This window comes from Duganella sp. (assembly GCF_039595735.1).
Classification (GTDB): domain Bacteria; phylum Pseudomonadota; class Gammaproteobacteria; order Burkholderiales; family Burkholderiaceae_D; genus Rugamonas.
Map to the genome: position 1 here is coordinate 902,662 of NZ_JBCNLB010000001.1, position 17,776 is coordinate 920,437.

The 17,776-nt window shown below is 64.4% G+C and carries 14 protein-coding genes; 5 read left to right on the plus strand and 9 right to left on the minus strand.

Features of this window, described 5'->3' with window-relative positions:
• Position 1 precedes the first annotated feature (1 nt).
• Together ABDW57_RS04145 and ABDW57_RS04150 are read right to left on the minus strand one after the other, a co-directional pair.
• Positions 2-430 carry a VOC family protein gene (locus ABDW57_RS04145; RefSeq protein ID WP_343728938.1) on the minus strand — a complete coding sequence of 143 codons (429 nt, stop codon included), beginning with the start codon at positions 428-430 and terminating at the stop codon, positions 2-4.
• Positions 431-503: 73 nt separating this feature from the next.
• The gene (locus ABDW57_RS04150) at positions 504-878 is read right to left on the minus strand and encodes a VOC family protein (RefSeq protein WP_343728939.1); all 375 of its coding nucleotides are present in this window, start codon (positions 876-878) and stop codon (positions 504-506) included.
• A gap of 54 nt (positions 879-932) precedes the next feature.
• On the opposite strand from ABDW57_RS04150, the gene ABDW57_RS04155 reads away from it, so the two are divergent.
• A complete protein-coding gene (locus ABDW57_RS04155; protein ID WP_343728940.1) occupies positions 933-1,379 on the plus strand; it encodes a MarR family transcriptional regulator in 447 nt (148 codons plus the stop codon).
• On the opposite strand, the gene ABDW57_RS04160 is transcribed toward ABDW57_RS04155, so the two are convergent.
• The 7 genes from ABDW57_RS04160 to dgoD form a co-directional block, all read right to left on the minus strand.
• Positions 1,376-1,804: a VOC family protein gene (locus ABDW57_RS04160; RefSeq protein ID WP_343728941.1), complete on the minus strand. Its 429-nt coding sequence runs from the start codon at positions 1,802-1,804 to the stop codon at positions 1,376-1,378. The two genes, ABDW57_RS04155 and ABDW57_RS04160, sit on opposite strands and share 4 nt — an antisense overlap.
• Positions 1,805-1,840: 36 nt before the next feature.
• A complete protein-coding gene (locus tag ABDW57_RS04165) occupies positions 1,841-2,998 on the minus strand; it encodes an MFS transporter (protein WP_343728942.1) in 1,158 nt (385 codons plus the stop codon).
• 84 nt (positions 2,999-3,082) lie between these two features.
• Positions 3,083-4,732 (minus strand): chaperonin GroEL, encoded by a 1,650-nt coding sequence (gene groL, locus ABDW57_RS04170; protein WP_343728943.1) that lies wholly within the window; start codon positions 4,730-4,732, stop codon positions 3,083-3,085.
• Positions 4,733-4,776: 44 nt separating this feature from the next.
• Positions 4,777-5,067, minus strand: a complete 291-nt coding sequence (gene groES / locus ABDW57_RS04175; RefSeq protein WP_343728944.1) for a co-chaperone GroES — start codon at positions 5,065-5,067, stop codon at positions 4,777-4,779.
• A gap of 262 nt (positions 5,068-5,329) precedes the next feature.
• The gene (locus ABDW57_RS04180; protein ID WP_343728945.1) at positions 5,330-6,103 is read right to left on the minus strand and encodes an SDR family oxidoreductase; all 774 of its coding nucleotides are present in this window, start codon (positions 6,101-6,103) and stop codon (positions 5,330-5,332) included.
• An 8-nt stretch (positions 6,104-6,111) separates the two neighbouring features.
• A complete protein-coding gene (locus tag ABDW57_RS04185) occupies positions 6,112-8,718 on the minus strand; it encodes a beta-galactosidase (protein WP_343728946.1) in 2,607 nt (868 codons plus the stop codon).
• A gap of 76 nt (positions 8,719-8,794) precedes the next feature.
• Entirely contained in the window at positions 8,795-9,943 is a 1,149-nt protein-coding gene (dgoD, locus tag ABDW57_RS04190; RefSeq protein WP_343728947.1) for a galactonate dehydratase, read from the minus strand.
• A gap of 264 nt (positions 9,944-10,207) precedes the next feature.
• On the opposite strand from dgoD, the gene ABDW57_RS04195 reads away from it, so the two are divergent.
• The 4 genes from ABDW57_RS04195 (at position 10,208) to galA (ending at position 17,760) form a co-directional block, all read left to right on the plus strand.
• Positions 10,208-11,083, plus strand: a complete 876-nt coding sequence (locus ABDW57_RS04195) for an SMP-30/gluconolactonase/LRE family protein (RefSeq protein WP_343729111.1) — start codon at positions 10,208-10,210, stop codon at positions 11,081-11,083.
• Between the two features lie 58 nt (positions 11,084-11,141).
• On the plus strand, positions 11,142-12,104 hold the full coding sequence (locus ABDW57_RS04200) for a LysR substrate-binding domain-containing protein (RefSeq protein WP_343728948.1): 963 nt from the start codon (positions 11,142-11,144) through the stop codon (positions 12,102-12,104).
• A gap of 142 nt (positions 12,105-12,246) precedes the next feature.
• Positions 12,247-14,856, plus strand: a complete 2,610-nt coding sequence (locus ABDW57_RS04205; RefSeq protein ID WP_343728949.1) for a TonB-dependent receptor — start codon at positions 12,247-12,249, stop codon at positions 14,854-14,856.
• A gap of 84 nt (positions 14,857-14,940) precedes the next feature.
• Entirely contained in the window at positions 14,941-17,760 is a 2,820-nt protein-coding gene (gene galA, locus ABDW57_RS04210; RefSeq protein WP_343728950.1) for a beta-galactosidase GalA, read from the plus strand.
• Positions 17,761-17,776: the final 16 nt, after the last annotated feature.

Genomic DNA, 17,776 nt, shown 5'->3' on the forward strand with positions numbered 1-17,776 from the left:
CTCAGCTCTGCGGCATGGCCACGCTGAGAGCCCAGTTGGTGCCGAAGCGGTCGGTCAGCATGCCGAACAGCGGCGTCCATTGAGCTGGCGCCAGCGGGACGGTGATGGTGGCGCCGTTGGCGATCTTGTCCCAGTAGGCGCTGACCTGTTCCGCCGTTTCGGTTTCCAGCGCAACCAGGAAGGCATTCTGGCCCGGATGGTAAGGCGTTGCCGAGGGCACGTCGTAAGCCATGACGCGGAAGCCATTGTCGGCCGCCACCTGGCCCCAGATCAGCTGATCCGCCTCGGCTTCGTTGCTGACCTGGCCGAAATCCTTGTAGCTCATCGCCATCACTTCGCCGCCAAACACGGACTGGTAGAAGTTGAGCGCATCGCGCGCCTGGCCGCGGAAGTTGAGGTGGGCTACAGCGCTGACAGTGTTCGGTTTCATTGAGCGTCTCCTGAAAGAAAAGTGAAACCCATTCTATTCAGCAGCCCTGTCAATTCCTGTCAGTAGCCTGCAGTCAGCCGCGCGCCGTGTGGAAGGTGATGGCGTAGCCGTCAGGATCGGCGGCAACAAAGAAACGGCCGAAGGGGCCGTCCGCCAGCGGGCTGAGGATGGTGCCGCCGCGCTGCACGATCAGGTCGTGCAGCGCGTCGGCGTCGGCGCAGGCAATCCACAGCACCATGCCGGTCCCCAGCGGCCCCGTTTCGGGCAGCGGGCGCAGCGGCTCGCGCAACGCCAGCGGGACCGGCGTGGTCTGGAAAATCACCGCGCCCGGCGGGCAGTGCGACGAGGCTTTGAAACCGAAGGTCTCCAGATAGAACTGGCGGGAGGCGGCCAGGTCGCGCACCTGCAGGGCGATGAAGTCGGGGCCGATCGGGGTGATGGTGGTCATGGGGGATTCTTTCAAGTAATATCAGCACCCTGATACTAATGTAAGGCCCCTGATATGTCAACGGAGAAAACCGCACCGCGGCGCGGCGCCGACTGGATCGGCTATAACCTGAAGATCACGCAGCACCGGCTGCGGCAGCGGCTGGATGCGGAACTGGCGCGGCTTGGCATCACGGCGCCGCAGAACGCGGTGCTGCTGGCGGTGGCCGGCAATCCGCGCATCTCGAACGCCGAGCTGGCCCGTGCGGCGTTCGTCACGCCGCAGACCATGCAGGGAATACTCGTCAATCTGGAGCGCGGCGGCCTGATCGTGCGCAATCCGCACCCGGAACATGGCCGGGTGATCATGACCGAGCTGACGCCGGCCGGTCAGAAGGCGGTTGCCGATGGCGCGCAAGCGGCTGACGCGGTGGAGCGGCAGATGCTGTCCCGGCTGTCCGCCGACGAAGCCAGGCAGCTGTGCGAACTGCTCAAGCGTTGCGCCGCCGCCCTCGACGATTAAAAGGTGATGTGCACCGACGGCGCGCTGCGCCTGGCGTCGCCGTGGAAGACGGCTTCAATGTTGTTGCCATCCGGGTCGAGCACGAAGGCGGCGTAGTAGCCGGGGTGGTAGGGGCGTTCGCCGGGGCCGCCGTTGTCCTTGGCGCCATGGGCCAGTGCGGCCTGGTAGAAGGCGTCCACCGTGGCGCGGTCCTTGGCCTGGAAGGCCAGATGATGGCGCCCGGTCAGCACGCCTTGTGCCGCCTGGCTGTCTGCGCTGGAGACGAATAATTCATCGGCCCAGAAATAGTCAGCGCCGGTGCCGCCGATGGGAATATCCAGCACTTCAAAAACAGCCGTGTAAAACTTTTGCGATGCGGGCAGGTCGCGCACCACCAGTTGAATGTGATCAATCAAACGGCCGCGATGCAGTTCTTGCGTTTCCATGGCGTCTCTCCTTGAGTGAGGGCCGCCCATTCTAGCTCAGAGGGATTTTTGGACGCGCCACGCTAGCGGCAGCGTGAGTAGCAGGAGGGCAGCCAGCGACAGCAAGGCCACCGGCACGCCCATCACGTCGCCCACGCGGCCAAACAGCACCGGCGACAGGGCGCCAGCGCCGATGGTGCCGGTGTAGAACAGGGCAAACGCCTGCTCGCGCCTGCCCGGCGCCGCCAGTTCGGGCACGGCGCCGTACAACACGGATGAGGTGCCGTTCAGCGCCAGGCCCAGCAGAGGCAGCATCGTCATCACACCCGCCAGCGGCAGCAACACCGCCGCCACAATGCAGGCGGAAGTGGCGGACTCGGTCAGCCACACGGTCTTCATCATGCCGATGCGCGCGCCCAGGTAGCCGCACAGCAGCTTGCCAAATGCGCCGCCCACAAACAGCAGCGACAGCGCGACGCCGATGCCGGCCGTGCCGGCGCCCTTGCTTTTCAACAGGAAGGGCAGAAAGGTCAGGAAGCCCATGCGCACCGTGCTGTCCAGCGTACCGGTGGCCAGCAGCGCGCGCAGGCCGCCCGCCGAGCCGCTGCGATTGCCACGGCCGGCCGCCGCTTTGACGCGGTGCGCGGCAGACGCGGGCTGCGCTGCCGGAATGAGCCACCACAGCAGCAATGCCGCCGCCAGCCCGAGCAGGCCGATCAGGGTGACGCTGGTTTGCCAGCTGACCACCAGCAGCAGCAGGCCGACCGCGCCGGGTATCAGGGTCTTGCCGATATCGCCGGCAAAATTGTACTGCGACAGCGCCTGCTTGACGCCGCCGCCAGGCTCGTACGCATCCGTCACCAGCGACGAGGCCAGCGGATGCTGCGTGCTGGCACCCAGTCCGCCCAGCATCAGGGCGATCAGCAGCGTGGCCAGGCCGCCGGCCTGACCGGCGATCAGGTAGGCCACGCCGGCCAGCGCGGTGCCGCCGATCAGCATGCGCTCGCGGCCCCAGCGCCTGGCAAGGCGGCTGGCCAGCAGCTGGAAGCCCGCCATCACGCCCGAATACGAAGCGCGCAGCAAGCCGATCATGGCGTAGCTGATGGCAAACTGGGCCTGCCAGATCGGCAGTAAAACGTAAATCAGATCGGTGAGGCCGTCGTGCACAGCGTGGGCGCTGCTGGCGGCAAGGAGGGCGCGTTTGCGGGAGGACATTCCGTGAGTGTAACAAAAAAGCCCGCGCGGCCGAGGCCTGCGCGGGCTTTCCGATTGGCTGGCTGAAGCAGCCGGCCGGCAGAATTACATCATGCCGTCCATGCCGCCCATGCCACCCATACCGCCCATGCCACCCATACCGCCGGCTGGCTTGTCTTCCACCACTTCAGCGATCATGCAGTCGGTGGTCAGCATCAGGCCGGCGATCGAGGCGGCGTTTTGCAGTGCCGAACGGGTCACTTTGGCTGGGTCCAGCACGCCCATTTCAACCATGTCGCCATAGGTGCCGTTCGATGCGTTGTAGCCGAAGTTGCCTTCGCCTGCCAGCACAGCGTTCACCACCACCGACGATTCTTCGCCGGCGTTCTGCACGATCATGCGCAGTGGCTCTTCCATGGCGCGCAGCACGATCTTGATACCTGCGTCCTGGTCGGCGTTGTCGCCTTTCAGGTCTTTGATCTTGGCGCGGGCGCGCAGCAGGGCGACACCGCCGCCTGGCACAATGCCTTCTTCCACGGCAGCGCGGGTCGCGTGCAGGGCGTCTTCCACGCGTGCTTTCTTCTCTTTCATTTCGACTTCGGTGGCAGCGCCAACCTTGATCACGGCAACACCGCCAGCCAGCTTGGCCACGCGCTCTTGCAGTTTTTCACGGTCGTAGTCCGAGGTCGCTTCTTCGATCTGCACGCGGATTTGTTTCACGCGGGCTTCGATTGCAGCGGCCTGGCCGGCGCCGTCGATGACGATGGTGTTTTCCTTGCCGACTTCGATACGCTTGGCCTGGCCCAGTTCTTCCAGGGTCACTTTTTCCAGGGTCAGACCGACTTCTTCCGCCACCACCTGGCCGCCGGTCAGGATCGCGATGTCTTCCAGCATGGCTTTGCGACGGTCGCCGAAGCCAGGGGCCTTGACCGCCACGGTCTTCAGGATGCCGCGGATGTTGTTCACCACCAGGGTGGCCAGTGCTTCGCCTTCGATGTCTTCAGCGATGATCAGCAGCGGACGGCCCGACTTGGCGATCTGTTCCAGGATCGGCAGCAGGTCGCGGATGTTCGAGATTTTCTTGTCGCACAGCAGAACGAATGGGTTGTCCAGAGCGGCAACCTGCTTGTCCTGGTTGTTGATGAAGTATGGCGACAGGTAGCCGCGGTCGAACTGCATACCTTCAACGATGTCCAGCTCGTCGTTCAGCGACTTGCCGTCTTCCACGGTGATGACGCCTTCCTTGCCGACTTTTTCCATCGCTTCAGCGATGCGTTCGCCGATCGACGAATCCGAGTTGGCCGAGATCGCGCCGACCTGGGCGATTTCTTTCGAGGTGGTGGTTGGCTTGGCGATTTTCTTCAGTTCTTCCACCGACGCGGTGACGGCCTTGTCGATGCCGCGCTTCAGGTCCATCGGGTTCATGCCGGCGGCAACGAACTTCATGCCTTCGCGCACCAGTGCCTGAGCCAGCACGGTAGCGGTGGTGGTGCCGTCACCGGCGTTGTCCGAGGTTTTGGAAGCGACTTCCTTGACCATCTGGGCGCCCATGTTCTGCAGCTTGTCTTTCAGTTCGACTTCTTTCGCAACCGACACGCCGTCCTTGGTCACGGTTGGGGCGCCGAACGAGCGCTCCAGCACCACGTTGCGGCCTTTCGGGCCCAGGGTGACTTTGACTGCGTTAGCCAGAATGTTAACGCCTTCAACCATTTTGGCGCGCGCTGCGTCGCCGAAGATTACTTCTTTAGCTGCCATGTTATTTACTCCTGTGAGGTATTAAGTGGGATCGGCTCGACCAATTACTTGGTGACGATCGCCATGATGTCTTCTTCGCGCATGACCAGCAGTTCCTGGCCGTCGATCTTGACGGTCTGGCCGGCGTATTTGCCGAACAGGACGCGGTCGCCTGCTTTGACATCCAGCGGACGCACTTTGCCGTCGTCCAGGATCTTGCCATTGCCAACGGCCAGGACTTCGCCTTGATCCGGTTTCTCAGCAGCCGCATCAGGGATGATCAGGCCGGACGCAGTTTTGGTCTCTTGGTCCAGACGTTTGACGATAACGCGATCGTTCAAAGGGCGAAGGTTCATACAAAACTCCTTAATTTTTTAGCAATGGTACAGTATGTTGGTAGTTGGGCGTGCTGTTAGCACTCTTCCCTAACGAGTGCCAATTATAGGGACGACCTTGGGGTATTTCAAGGCAAACGCTTTGAGGAAAAGCAAAAAAGGCACGCGCACCAGCAAAAAAACCAACTCCGGGGTCAGGTCCGCCATTTCTACACGGCCTCAACCGTAGCGGACGCTACGGTTGAGGCCGTGTAGAAATGGCGGACCTGACCCCGGAGTTTTGTTACTCGTGGTACAACTGGGAGCGGCCGCCGTCGATCAGGATGTCGGTGGCGTTGATGAAGGGGGCTTCGTCACTGGCCAGGAACAGGGCGGTGGCGGCCACTTCTTCCGGTTTGCCCAGGCGCTTGCACGGCAGCAGGGCGGCCTGGCGGGCGCGCTCGGCTTCAGGATCAGGCTGGGCGGCGAAGTGGCGTTCGATCATGTCGGTGACGATCAGCCCCGGCGAGATGGAGTTGACGCGGATGCCGCGCGCCGCGTACTCCAGCCCCAGCGCGCGTGTCATGCCGATCAGGGCGTGCTTGGCCACCGGGTAGGGGAAGCAGCCGGGGATGATTTTGTGGCCGTGCACGGAGGCGATGTTGACGATGCTGCCGGCGCCCTGCGCCAGCATCGCCGGCAGCACGGCGCGCGCGCCGTTCCATGCGCCTTCCAGATCGACCGCGAAGCAGCGCTTCCAGTCTTCTTCACTCAGCGCCAGCGGATCGTCGAAGACGTTCATGCCGGCGTTGTTGATGAGGATGTCGACTTTGCCAAAGCGCTCGATGGTGCGCGCGGCCAGCGCTTCCATGGCGGCGCGGTCGGCCACGTCGGCGTGCACGAACAGGCTGCGTTCGGGGCCGAGTTCGGCGCTGATGGCGCGGGCAGCTTCGTCTTCGCGGTGGCTGTTGAGGGTGACCAGCGCGCCTTCCGCCGCAAAACGGCGGGCGATGGCCAGCCCGATGCCTTGCGTGGAGCCGGTGACGATGGCGACTTTGCCTTTGAGGCGTTCAGACATGGCGGCTCCTAAGGCGTGACGCGCAGTTGATAGACCGGGATGACGCTGACGCCGCGCACGGTGGCGATCTGCTTCGCGCCGCCGAAGTCGGGCCGCGCTTCCCTGGGCAGGTAGATCGGCGCGTCGGCGCGCAACGGCAGCACGGAGACGGTCAGCGGCTGGTCGAGCAGGGCGGCTTGCTGGCGCAGGCCGATCTGCCACTGGTAGCCGCTGTAGTACCAGTCGTCCAGCAGGCGGGTGCCGGCGTACAGGCGGCCGATGTCGCCGACGAAGTCGATTTGCAGCAGGGCGTCGTCCAGGCCTTTCAGCTGGTGGCGCGGGATGCTGATCTGCCAGGCGCCGGCGGCTTTGAAGTTTTCCGGCAGCGGCTGGATCGCGGCCTTGGCAGTGCCGCCGATGACGATCGCCGCAGCTTCCTGCGCTGCGCGCGTTGGCGTGATGCTGGCTTTGACTTCGCTGGCAGGAAGCGATGCTTCGAAGACCTGGAAGATGCCATCGTTGCCGCCCGCCCGCACGGCAACGGTGGCGGCGGGGGCGTCGCCAGCCGCGTTGGCGCCAGCGTTGCTCGGCACGGCGGTCTGTGCGGCGGCGCGGGCTGCGGCGCGGCCTGGCGCGACGCCGGTGGCGCTGTTCGCCGCGGCGGCCGGGCTGGCTGCGGCGGATGGGCGGACTGCGGCGTTTGCGGCGCCTGCGCGAGTCGCGGCGGCCCATGCGGCGGCGGTGGTCGTCGCTTTCGGCGCGGCGGCCAGTGCCGGGTAGATGGCGAAGCGGAATTTGCTGTCGCCGACCGAGCGCATTTGCAGCGCGTTGCCGTCAACGTAGGCCTGGTCGGCGGACAGCAGCAGGCGGCGCTGGCCGGCCAGCTGCACTACGCTCAGTTGCTGCGATTGTTCAGGCGTCAGCACGACGATGGTCAGCGGGCGCTGGCCGTCGCGCTGCACGGTCATTGCCGCGCCAGCGCCAGGCTGCACGCCGGTGATCAGCGTGTGGCCGCCGGCCGTGGCGATCTGCGCGCCGGCCGCACCAGCCGCGCCGGCGAGCGACACGCGCGCGCTGGCGTCGAACGACAGCTCGACCGGCACGCCGGCGCTGGCGGCAAACACGGCCACCACGCCGGCCTTGCCCTGATCGAGCAGCGTCAGCGGCTGCGCGGTGGCGTAGTGCAGGTTGGTGCCGTCGAGATCCAGATTCAGCGGCCAGATGAAGTAGGCGCCATCCGCGATGTCCACCGGCTTGCTGGGCAGTGTCATGCTCTGCCCTTGCAGCTGGACCGCAAACTGCGTGCCCTTCTGCGCCGCCATCGGATACTGGCGCACGTGGTTGTTCACGAACAGGAAGCCGCGATCGCCGTCACTGCGCACGGCAAAGCGCGCGGTCGACAGATCATCCGGCTTGGCCGGCGATACCTCCGGCTTGCGCACCGTCATCGGCGCCAGACGCGAGCCGAAGTCATGCAGGAACAGGTGGAACGGACGCAGCTTCTCCAGCACCTTGCGCTGCTGGCCATCCGGCCCCAGCGGCGCCTGGAAGTCGTAGCTGATCATGGTGGTGTCGTTGTAGCCGCCACTGAGGGTGCTTTCTTCCATGCCGGTGCCGCCCAGGCTGAGCGGATTGCGGCCGCCATGGAACATGTAGTAGCCCATCAGGTTCACGCCCGAGCCCAGCTGCACCGGCAGCATGGAGGCGATATCGTCGGCCGACACCACCGTGCGGCGGCGATACATGAACGGCAGGCCGGCGCCATATTCCGCGCCGAGGAAGGGTGTCACGTCCTTGTCGGTTTCGGCGGTGCCCGGCGCATGGGCGGCGGTCTGCGCACCGAGGTCGCCGCTGACGCGGGTGTCGAAGCGGAAGGCGTAGGTTTCTTTCGGCGGCAGCTCTTTGGTGCTCACGCCCCACGGCTCGTCGGGATAGCCGCCAAACACCGGCGTCACTTCGCCGGTCGGATAAATCGTGCCGTCCCAGCCGGTGACGGTGTAGTAGGGCACATCCATGCCCGCTTTCAGCGCCAGCTTTTTCAGCGCGGCGATGTGGGCCGCGCCCTTGCCGGGACCATCGAGGTTGTATTCATTCTCCAGCTGCAGGCCGATCACGCGGCCGCCGTCTTTCCACAGCTGGCCCTTGATCTGCTGGCCGATCTGCTGGTACAGGCGCTCGACGAACATCATGTATTGCGGATCGTTGGCGCGGGTCGGCATGGCGTTGACCACCCAGTCCGGAATGCCGCCGTAGCGCACTTCCGCGTGCGCCCACGGACCGACGCGCACCACCACATCCAGTCCGGCCCTGGCGGCCAGTTGCACATAGCGGCGCAGGTCGCGGTTGCCGGACCAGTCGAATTTGCCTTCGACTTCTTCGTGGTGATTCCACATGACGTAGCTGGCCACGATGTCGATGCCGGCCGCTTTCATCTTGCGCAGTTCCGCTTCCCACTGCGAGGCGGGCGTGCGGCTGTAATGGAATTCGCCCATCACCGGCAGCCAGGGGGCGCCGTTGCGGGTCAGGTAGCGCGCGTTGGCGCCGAGGGTGTCGCCGTTGGGGGCGGTGGCGCTGCCGAGACGGAGCGCCGCTTTCAGCGGCGCGGGATTGGGGGCGCTGGCATCGATGGCGAGCATGGCGGCGCCAGCGACATTTGCCGCCAACGCACCCGCAACCAAAGCCGCGCAGGTGCGCAGGCGGAAGATCATCGTATTACCACTCCGCGACGCTGCCGTCTTCGTGGCGCCAGACTGGATTGCGCCAGTCCGGGGCGTTCTTGCTGGCGGCGATGACGCGTTCCTCGTCCACTTCCACGCCCAGGCCCGGCTTGGTCAGCGGATTGCAGTAGCCGTCGACGATCTTGAAGTCATCCTTGTTGATGACGTAGTCCAGCAGCTCGCCGCCCTTGTTGTAGTGGATGCCCATGCTTTGTTCCTGCAGCACGGCGTTGTACGACACGAAGTCGACGTGCAGGCAGGAGGCCAGCGCCACCGGCCCCAGCGGGCAGTGCGGTGCCAGCGTGACGTCGTAGGCTTCCGCCATCGCGGCGATCTTCACGCATTCGGTGATGCCGCCGGCGTGCGACAGGTCGGGCTGCACGATGGCCAGGCCGCCGGCCGCAAACACATGCTTGAACTCGAAGCGCGAGTACATGCGTTCGCCGGCTGCCAGCGGGATCGAGGTCATCTCGGCCAGGCGCGGGTAATATTCGGCCTGCTCGGCCAGCACCGGTTCTTCCACGAACAGCGGACGGTACTGCTCCAGTTCGCGCAGCAGCGTCTTGGCCATCGGCGCGGCCACGCGGCCGTGGAAGTCCAGGCCAAACTCGATGGTGGTGCCGAAGGCTTCGCGGATCTCGGCCACACGGCGCACCGCCTCGTCGACCTTGGCCGACGTGTCCAGCATGCCCAGCTCTTCGGTGGCGTTCATCTTGAAAGTATTGAAACCGCCTTTTTGCAGGGTGCGGATTTGCTCGATGATGTCGGCCGGACGATCGCCGCCCACCCAGCTATACATCTTCATGCGGTCGCGCACCAGGCCGCCCAGCAGTTCGTAGACCGGCTTGCCCAGCACTTTGCCCTTGATGTCCCACAGCGCCTGGTCGATGCCGGCGATCGCGCTCATGAAGACGGCGCCGCCGCGGTAGAAGCCGGCGCGGTACATGGTCTGCCACAGGTCGTTGATGCGGGCCGGGTCCTGGCCGATCAGGTAGGTTTCCAGTTCCTGTACTGCCGTCTCCACGGTGCGGGCGCGGCCTTCGATGACCGGTTCGCCCCAGCCGACGACGCCTTCATCGGTTTCGATTTTGAGCAGCATCCAGCGCGGTGGAACACGGTAGGTCGTCAGTTTGGTGATTTTCATAGGATCAGGTCAGGGTGTGGTGGTTCAGGGAACAGCGCTCAGTCTAAAGCGGGTGGCTAGACTGGAAATATGATTAATTCGCAACGACCCATATCAATATCGGATAGCAGCCGCCTGCCGCCCAGCTATCCGATATCTGCATGGCTGGTAGCGGTTTATTCATAGCAGCGGTGGCAGGGGCTCGCTTAGACTGGCAGCTGTCAAAATATCATCAGGAGCCGTATGAATTCCGCCAGTGCGACCGTCACCTCCACGCCCGGTGTCATGCTCGTCCGGGTGGGGCAGGCCGGCTGTGCGCTGCGCTGGGATGTTCAGCGGCAATGCTGGCGCTGGCCGGACCCGATTGGTAGCCAACTATACGCCTGGCCGGCGCCGCCGGCGATGCCAAGCGGCGTGCGTATGTTAGAAACCGCACGCGTGATCGCATGTTGCAGTTCCGGGCGGGTGCTGCTGGGCCTGGGGAAGCGGCTGGGCCTGCTGGAATTGCCACAGCCCGGCCAGCCCAGCCGTCCGCTGCAGGCCCAGGTGCTGGTCACGGTCGATGCCGCCGAGCCGCGCACCAGCGTCAGCGACGGCTGCACCGACCGTCACGGCAATTTCGTCTTTGGCACCGCCAACACGGGGCAGGACCGGCGCCCGATCGGCAGTTTTTACCAGTATTCCCAGCGCCATGGCCTGCGCCGGCTGGCCTTGCCGGCGGTGGTCAGCGCCAGCGCCATTGCCTTCAGCCCGGACGGCCGCCGCATGGTGTTTGCCGATGCCGCGCACGGCGGCCTGATGCAATGTGACTACGATCCGGAGCGCGCCAAGGTGAGTGGTGTGAAACCGTTTTCAGCTCTGCTGGAACCCGGCGCCGGCGCAGCCATTTTCGATCGCGACGGCCAGCTGTGGAGCGTGCAGGGCGGCGTGCTGGTGCAGTATGACCGCGCCGGCGCCGTGCTGCAGCAGGTGGTGCTGGCGCGTGAGCCGGCCGCCAGCGTGGCGTTTGGCGGCGCGGCACTGGACCAGTTGCTGGTGCTGGGCGCGCAGGGCGGTCTGTACGGCTTGCCGCCGGACTTGCTCAAGGGCTTGGCAGCGGGCGTGGCCGATACCTTGTTTATTGATAGCGGGAGCGCTTCCAGCGTGGTTTCCCGCGTGTAACCACGATTGACGATGGTCGAGCCCGCATTTATGATGGGCAATCAACCTTGATGCCCATATGAATGATTCCCGTTCGGATCGCTTTGTTCGTTCCCACCTGAAAACCCGTCACCTCGTCTTGCTGGTTGAACTCGGCCGGCATGGCTCCATCGCCCACGCCGCCCAGGCCGCCAACCTGACCCAGCCGGGCGCCTCCAAGTTGTTGGGCGAGCTGGAGCATGCGCTCGGCGTGCAATTGTTCGAGCGCCTGTCGCGCGGGGTGTCGCCGACCTGGTACGGCAAGGTGCTGATCCGCCGTGCCGGCGCGGCGCTGGCGGAGATGGACGCGGCGCACCAGGAAGTGATGGAACTGCTGTCCGGCCTGCGCGGCCGGGTCGGCATCGGCACCGTGCTGGCGCCAGCCACCGGGCTGGTGCCCAAGGCGATCAACCTGCTCAAGGAGCGCCATGCGCGCGTGCATGTGGCGGTGACCATGTCCACCAGCAAGGTGCTGGTGGAACGCCTGCGCGGCGGCGAGCTCGACCTGGTGGTCGGCCGCATTCTCGATACCGAGGCCGCCGATGAATTGAATTTCGAACCGCTGACCGACGAGCCGCATTTGCTGATCGCGCGCGCCAGCCATCCGCTGATGGAGCGCAGCGCGCTGCAGCTGGAAGACTTGATGGAACAGTGCTGGATCCTGCCGCCGGCCGGCTCCATCCTGCGCGACCGCCTGACCGCGCTGTTCCTGTCGCACGGCCTGGAGCAGCCGGCCGAGACCATCGAGACGCTGGACATGCCGGTGGTGGCCAGCCTGCTGCTGAACAACGACATGATCGTGGCGCTGCCGGCGGAAGCGGTGCAGCCGTATCTGGATGCCGGCCTGTTGAAAGTGCTGCCGTTCGATCTGGGTGTCAGCATGGATTCCTTCGGCATTGTGACGCGCAAGCGACACCAGCTCTCGCCGGGCGCCGATGCCATGCTGACCGCGCTGCGCGATGCCGCAGTCAGCATCTATCCTCACTATCGCGCACCTGTCTGAAGCGCAATCTTGTTTGATATACGAACTTGGTATGGCGCAAACTAAAATAGCTATTGGTGAGTAATTTGGTGTTTCGTTAGCATCCCGTTATCCGTCCACATCTTCATCAGAGACGGAACACATACAACACTGGAGATGCACAATGAAACACAAAAAAATGAGCTGGCTGATTGCCACGCTCTTCACCGCGCCGCTGCTGGTCCAGGAAGCCTTTGCCCAGGAGGCTGCCGCTGCAGGTGAGATTCAACAGGTAAACGTGACCGGCATCCGCGCATCGGTACGCAATGCGCTGGCGGCCAAGGAAGCTTCCAACAGTATCGTGGAAATGATTTCGTCGGAAGACATCGGCAAGCTGCCCGATACCACCATTGCTGAATCGCTGGCGCGTCTGCCAGGCCTGTCGTCCGGCCTGGATCGCGGCAACGCTTCGCAGATCGTGGCGCGCGGCATGGGCCCGCGCTTCATCGGCGCCACCCTGAACGGCCGGGAACTGGCATCGTCGGAGCCCAACCGCGCCGTGCGTTTCGAGCAGTTCCCGTCGGAGTCGCTGAGCGGCGCCACCGTCTACAAGACGCAGCAGGCGGATGTGGTGGAAGGCGGCATCGCCACCACGATTGATTTGCAAACGGTTTCGCCGCTGAAGATGAGCGGCCGCCAGGTGGTGCTGCGCGCTGACGCGCTGTACTACCCGCTGGCCAAGGACATCCAGGGCGCCGACAAGAGCGCGCCGCGTCTTGGCGGCGTGTATGTCGACCAGTTCGCCAACAAGACCCTTGGCGCGGCGCTGGCGTTCAGCTACCAGGACCAGCCTTCGGTGCAGAAGAACAAGCGCCACTGGGGCTTCAACGAAACCAACTCGGTCGACGTGAGCGGCGACGGCAAGATCGACAAGCTGCCATGGGGCTTCCAGGACGAAGCGCGCCAGGGCAAGGACAAGCGCGGCAGCGTGCTGGGCAAGATCGAGTGGAAGCCCAACAACGACGTGCAGATCACCGCCGACACCTACTATGCGGAAGCCAAGATCAAGGAACGCGGCCTGCAGCACTGGGTGGATGGCGTTGGCAACTGGGATGGCGGCAACTCGGCCAACTACAGCAACCTCGACGTGCGTGATGGCTACGTGGTCGGCGGCACCATCAGCAACGCCAGCCTGATCAACAACGACTTCATCTACGTGCAGGACACCAGCGTGGCCGCCAGCGGCCTGAACGGCAAGTTCACCGCCGGCGACTGGAAGATCGACGCCGACCTGTCGACCTCGCATGCCCGCCGCGGCAGCGCCTGGCGCGACCTGCGCCAGTATGCCAACAACAGCGTGCCGGTCACCTGGTCTTTCCCTGGCGACGAAGTGCAGAACTACAGCTTCGGCATCGACAGCGGCAAGGTCGCCAACTTTGGCGCGCCGTCGCTGTACATCGACAACGATGGCCACGTGAAGGACAAGCTGAACGCCGTCAGCCTGAGCGCATCGCGCCAGCTGGACAACAGCATCATCAGCCGCATCAAGGTGGGCGTGCGCGCCACCGACCGCGAGAAGAGCTACCACCAGACCACCTGGACCCTGCAGCCGACTTCGGCAATTCCAGCGTCGGCCTACCAGACCGTGAACGTGGACGGCTACCCGGCCTTCATCTCGCTGAAAGACTGGGACAGCACCATCGCCAGCGCCTTCGGTCCGAACGCCTTCAACCCGAACGGCCAGAAGCAGGAAGACTGGCAGATCCGCAACGACGCGCTGGCCGGCTGGCGCGTCAAGGAGCGCAGCTCGTCGGCCTTCGTGCAGGGCGACCTGGATGGCGAAGCGCTCGGCAAGACCTACCGCGGCAACGTCGGCGTGCGCCTGGTGCACACCAGGCAGACCGGCTACGGCATGCAGTCGATCAACAACGCCGCGCCTACGCCAACCGAAGGCGGCACCTCGTACACCGAGATCCTGCCGAGCCTGAACCTGGTGTTCAATATGGACGAAGCGCAGGAACGCCAGGTGCGTTTCAGCGTGGCCCGCGCCATGTCGCGCGCGCCGCTGGATGAAATGCGCAGCTCGCGCAACCTGAGCGTCAACACCGACACCAGCCAGCCGGTGACCGGCAGCGCCGGTAACCCGGAACTGAAGCCGATGATGGCCAATCAGGTTGACCTGTCCTATCAGTGGTACTTCGGCAAGGGTTCGCTGCTGTCGGCTGGCGGCTTTTACAAGAAGGTATCGCGCTACATCGCCATCGAAAGCGACACCACCGTGGTCAATGGCCGCAACGCCACCATCACCCGTTCGGTGAACGGCGAGGGCGGCGACATCCGCGGGCTGGAGCTGGTGTACCAGCAGGCCTTCACTTCGCTGCCGGCGCCGTGGGATGGTCTGGGCATCTACAGCAGCTATGCCTACACCACCAGCAACATCAAGGAGCAGACGCCTGCGGTCAATCCGTATCCGATCGAAGGCCTGATGAAGTCCAACGGCGGCGTGACGGTGTGGTACGAGAAGGCCGGCTATGAAGCCCGCCTGTCGGCCAACTATCACAGCAAGTTCGCGCGCAACCCGACCTGGGGCGCCGGTCAGCTGATCATGAACGAAGCCGAGACTTATCTGACCCTGAACCTGGCCAAGCAGTTGACGCCGCAGATCCAGCTGCGCTTCGGCATCGACAATCTGACCAACCAGAAAGCGGTGTACACCAGCGCGAACATTCCAGGACAGCAGGAAGTCACGGAATTTGGCCGCCGCTTCAACCTGGGCCTGACCTTCAAGCTGTAAGCACACGTTCATCCTTTTTATCGTGGTTTTGCGGAGCGGTGCGTGATGGCGCTGCTCCGTTTTTTTTTAATCAGGGAGACGATTTTGAAAACAAGACTGATCGCCACCATCCTGCTGATGCTGGCCTGTGTGGGCGCGAACGCGGCGCCGCGCGAGCGCCTGTCGCTGGACCGCGGCTGGCTGTTCCACCAGGGCGACCTCGTGGAGCCGCCCATCGTCGGGCACGAAGAATCCTACAGCAACGCCAAGGCCGGCAACGCCGCCGGCGCCGCCGGCAACGAGTACGACGACTCCGACTGGCGCCGCCTCAACCTGCCGCACGACTGGGCGGTGGAAGGTCCGTTCGATCCGAAGGCCAATGTCTCGCAGGGCTATCGCCCGCGCGGCATCGGCTGGTATCGCCGCTATTTGAAAGTTGATCCGTCGGATCGCGGCAAGCATTTTGAGTTGCAGTTCGACGCCATCGCCACCCACGCCACGGTGTGGGTGAACGGTAATGTGGTGAACCGCAACTGGTCCGGCTATAACGCCAGCTATATCGACATCACGCCCTTCCTGCGCTACGGCGATGCGATGAACACGATTGCCATCCGCGTCGATGCGGAAGCGATGGAGGGCTGGTGGTATGAAGGCGCCGGCATGTACCGCCACAGCTGGCTGGTCAAGCGCAATCCGGTGCACGTGGTGACCGATGGCGTGCACGCCACCCCGCGTCTCGTGAAAGACAAGCAGTGGAGCATTCCGGTTGAAGTCACGCTGAATAACAGCGGCAAGGCCGCCAGCGACGTGATCGTGGAAGTGACGGTGTACGACCCGTCCGGCAAGCAGGTGGCGCAGCGCACCGCGCCGGCACGGGTGGGCGTGCTGGCCACCAGTGCCGTGAAAGTGCCGGTCACCATCAACAACCCGGCTCTGTGGTCGATCGAGAAAACCAATCTGTATCGCGTGACCACGCGCGTTCTGCAGGCCGGCAAGGCGGTGGATGAGACTTCGCTCAGCACCGGCTTCCGCACCATCCGCTTCGACGCGGCGCAAGGCTTCTTCCTGAACGGCGTGCACGTCAAGCTGCAGGGCGTGTGCATCCACCAGGATCACGCCGGCGTCGGCGTGGCGGTGCCGGATTCGGTGTGGGAATATCGACTGCGCCGTCTGAAGGAGATGGGTGTGAACGCGATCCGCTTCTCGCACAACGCGCCGGCGGCCGAAGTGCTGGACATGGTGGACCGCATGGGCTTTGTAGTGATGGACGAAAACCGCAACTTCAATCCATCGCCGGACTACATGAAGCAGCTGGAGTGGATGGTCAAGCGCGACCGTCATCACCCGGGCATCATCCTGTGGTCGGTGTTTAACGAAGAGCCGGTGCAGGCGACCGAGGTCGGTTACGAGATGGTGCGCCGCATGTCGGCCGTCGTGAAGGCGCTGGACGATACCCGTCCTGTCACCGCCGCCATGAACGGCGGCTTCCTGACCGAGCTGAATGTGTCGCACGCGGTGGACGTGGTGGGCTCCAACTACCAGGTGAAGGACTATGACCGCTTCCACAAGGCGCATCCGGACAAGCCATTCACCAGCTCCGAAGACACCTCCGCCTTCATGACGCGCGGCGAGTACCAGACGGTCAGGGATAAAAACCTGATCGCCAGCTACGACGACGATGCGGCGCCATGGGGCAACACCCACCGCGAAGCGTGGGAAGCGATCGACACGCGCCCTTATGTGGCGGGCGGTTTCGTCTGGACCGGCTTCGATTATCGCGGCGAGCCGACGCCGAACGAATGGCCTTCGGTCAGCTCGGTGTTCGGCATCATGGACCTGAACGGGTTTGCCAAGACGGCCTACTACATCCACCAGGTGCAGTGGATCAAGGACAAGCCGCTGATTCACATCGCGCCGCACTGGAACTGGAAGCAGGGCGAGAACGTGCGCGTGATGGTGATGGCCAACGTCGAGCGTGTGCAATTGCTGCTGAATGGCCGCGCGCTGGGCGAGCAGAAGGTCGATCCTTACCGCATGAACTACTTCAACGTCGCTTACGAGCCGGGTAAGCTGGAAGCCATCGGCTACAAGGGTGGCAAGGAAGTGGTGCGCACCGCGGTGGAAACCACCGGCGCGCCGGTCAGGCTGGAACTGGTACCGGACCGCGCGGGCCTGAACGGCGACGGCTACGACGCCATGCCGCTCACCGTGCGCGCGCTGGATGCGCAGGGCCGCGCCGTGCCGCTGGCGAACAATGAAGTGACCTTCGCCGTGACCGGCGGCGGCCGCTCCATCGGCCATGGCAACGGCGATCCGAATTCGCACGAGGACGAGAAGGGCGCGACCCGCCGTCTGTTCAACGGCCTGGCACAGCTGATCGTGCAGACCAATTACGACAGCAAGGACGCCATCACCGTCACCGCCACCGCGCAAGGCCTGCAGGCCGCGCAGGTGACGATTCCGGTGAAGCAGGTGGCCGCCGTGCCTTACGTCGACCTGGCCGACGCGCCACTGAGCTTTGTGCGCAGCTGGCGCATCGCGCCGGACGGCGATGCGCGTCCCGACCCGAACCAGACGCTGGCCGGCTTCGACATGAATACCTGGGGCTGGGGTTCGCCGCCGATGCGCGCCGCCGCCGGCAAGAAGTATCATTTGTACCGCTCCAGCTTCACGCCGCGCAAGAACCTGGCGGATGGCACTGGCCGGCTGCGGTTTGCCGCCATCACCGGCAAGGCCGAGATCTGGCTGGACGGCAAACTGATCGGCAAGAAGGACAGTTACGCCTCGGCGCCGCTGGACGTCACCTTGCCGGCCGGTGCGGGCAAGCGCGAGATCAATGTGCTGATCGAAGCGGAGCCGGGGCAAGCCAGCGGCATCGAAGGCCATGTCACCATCGAGCCGGGATTGTTGGTAAGCAGTAAATAAATCGTGTGCTTGTTGG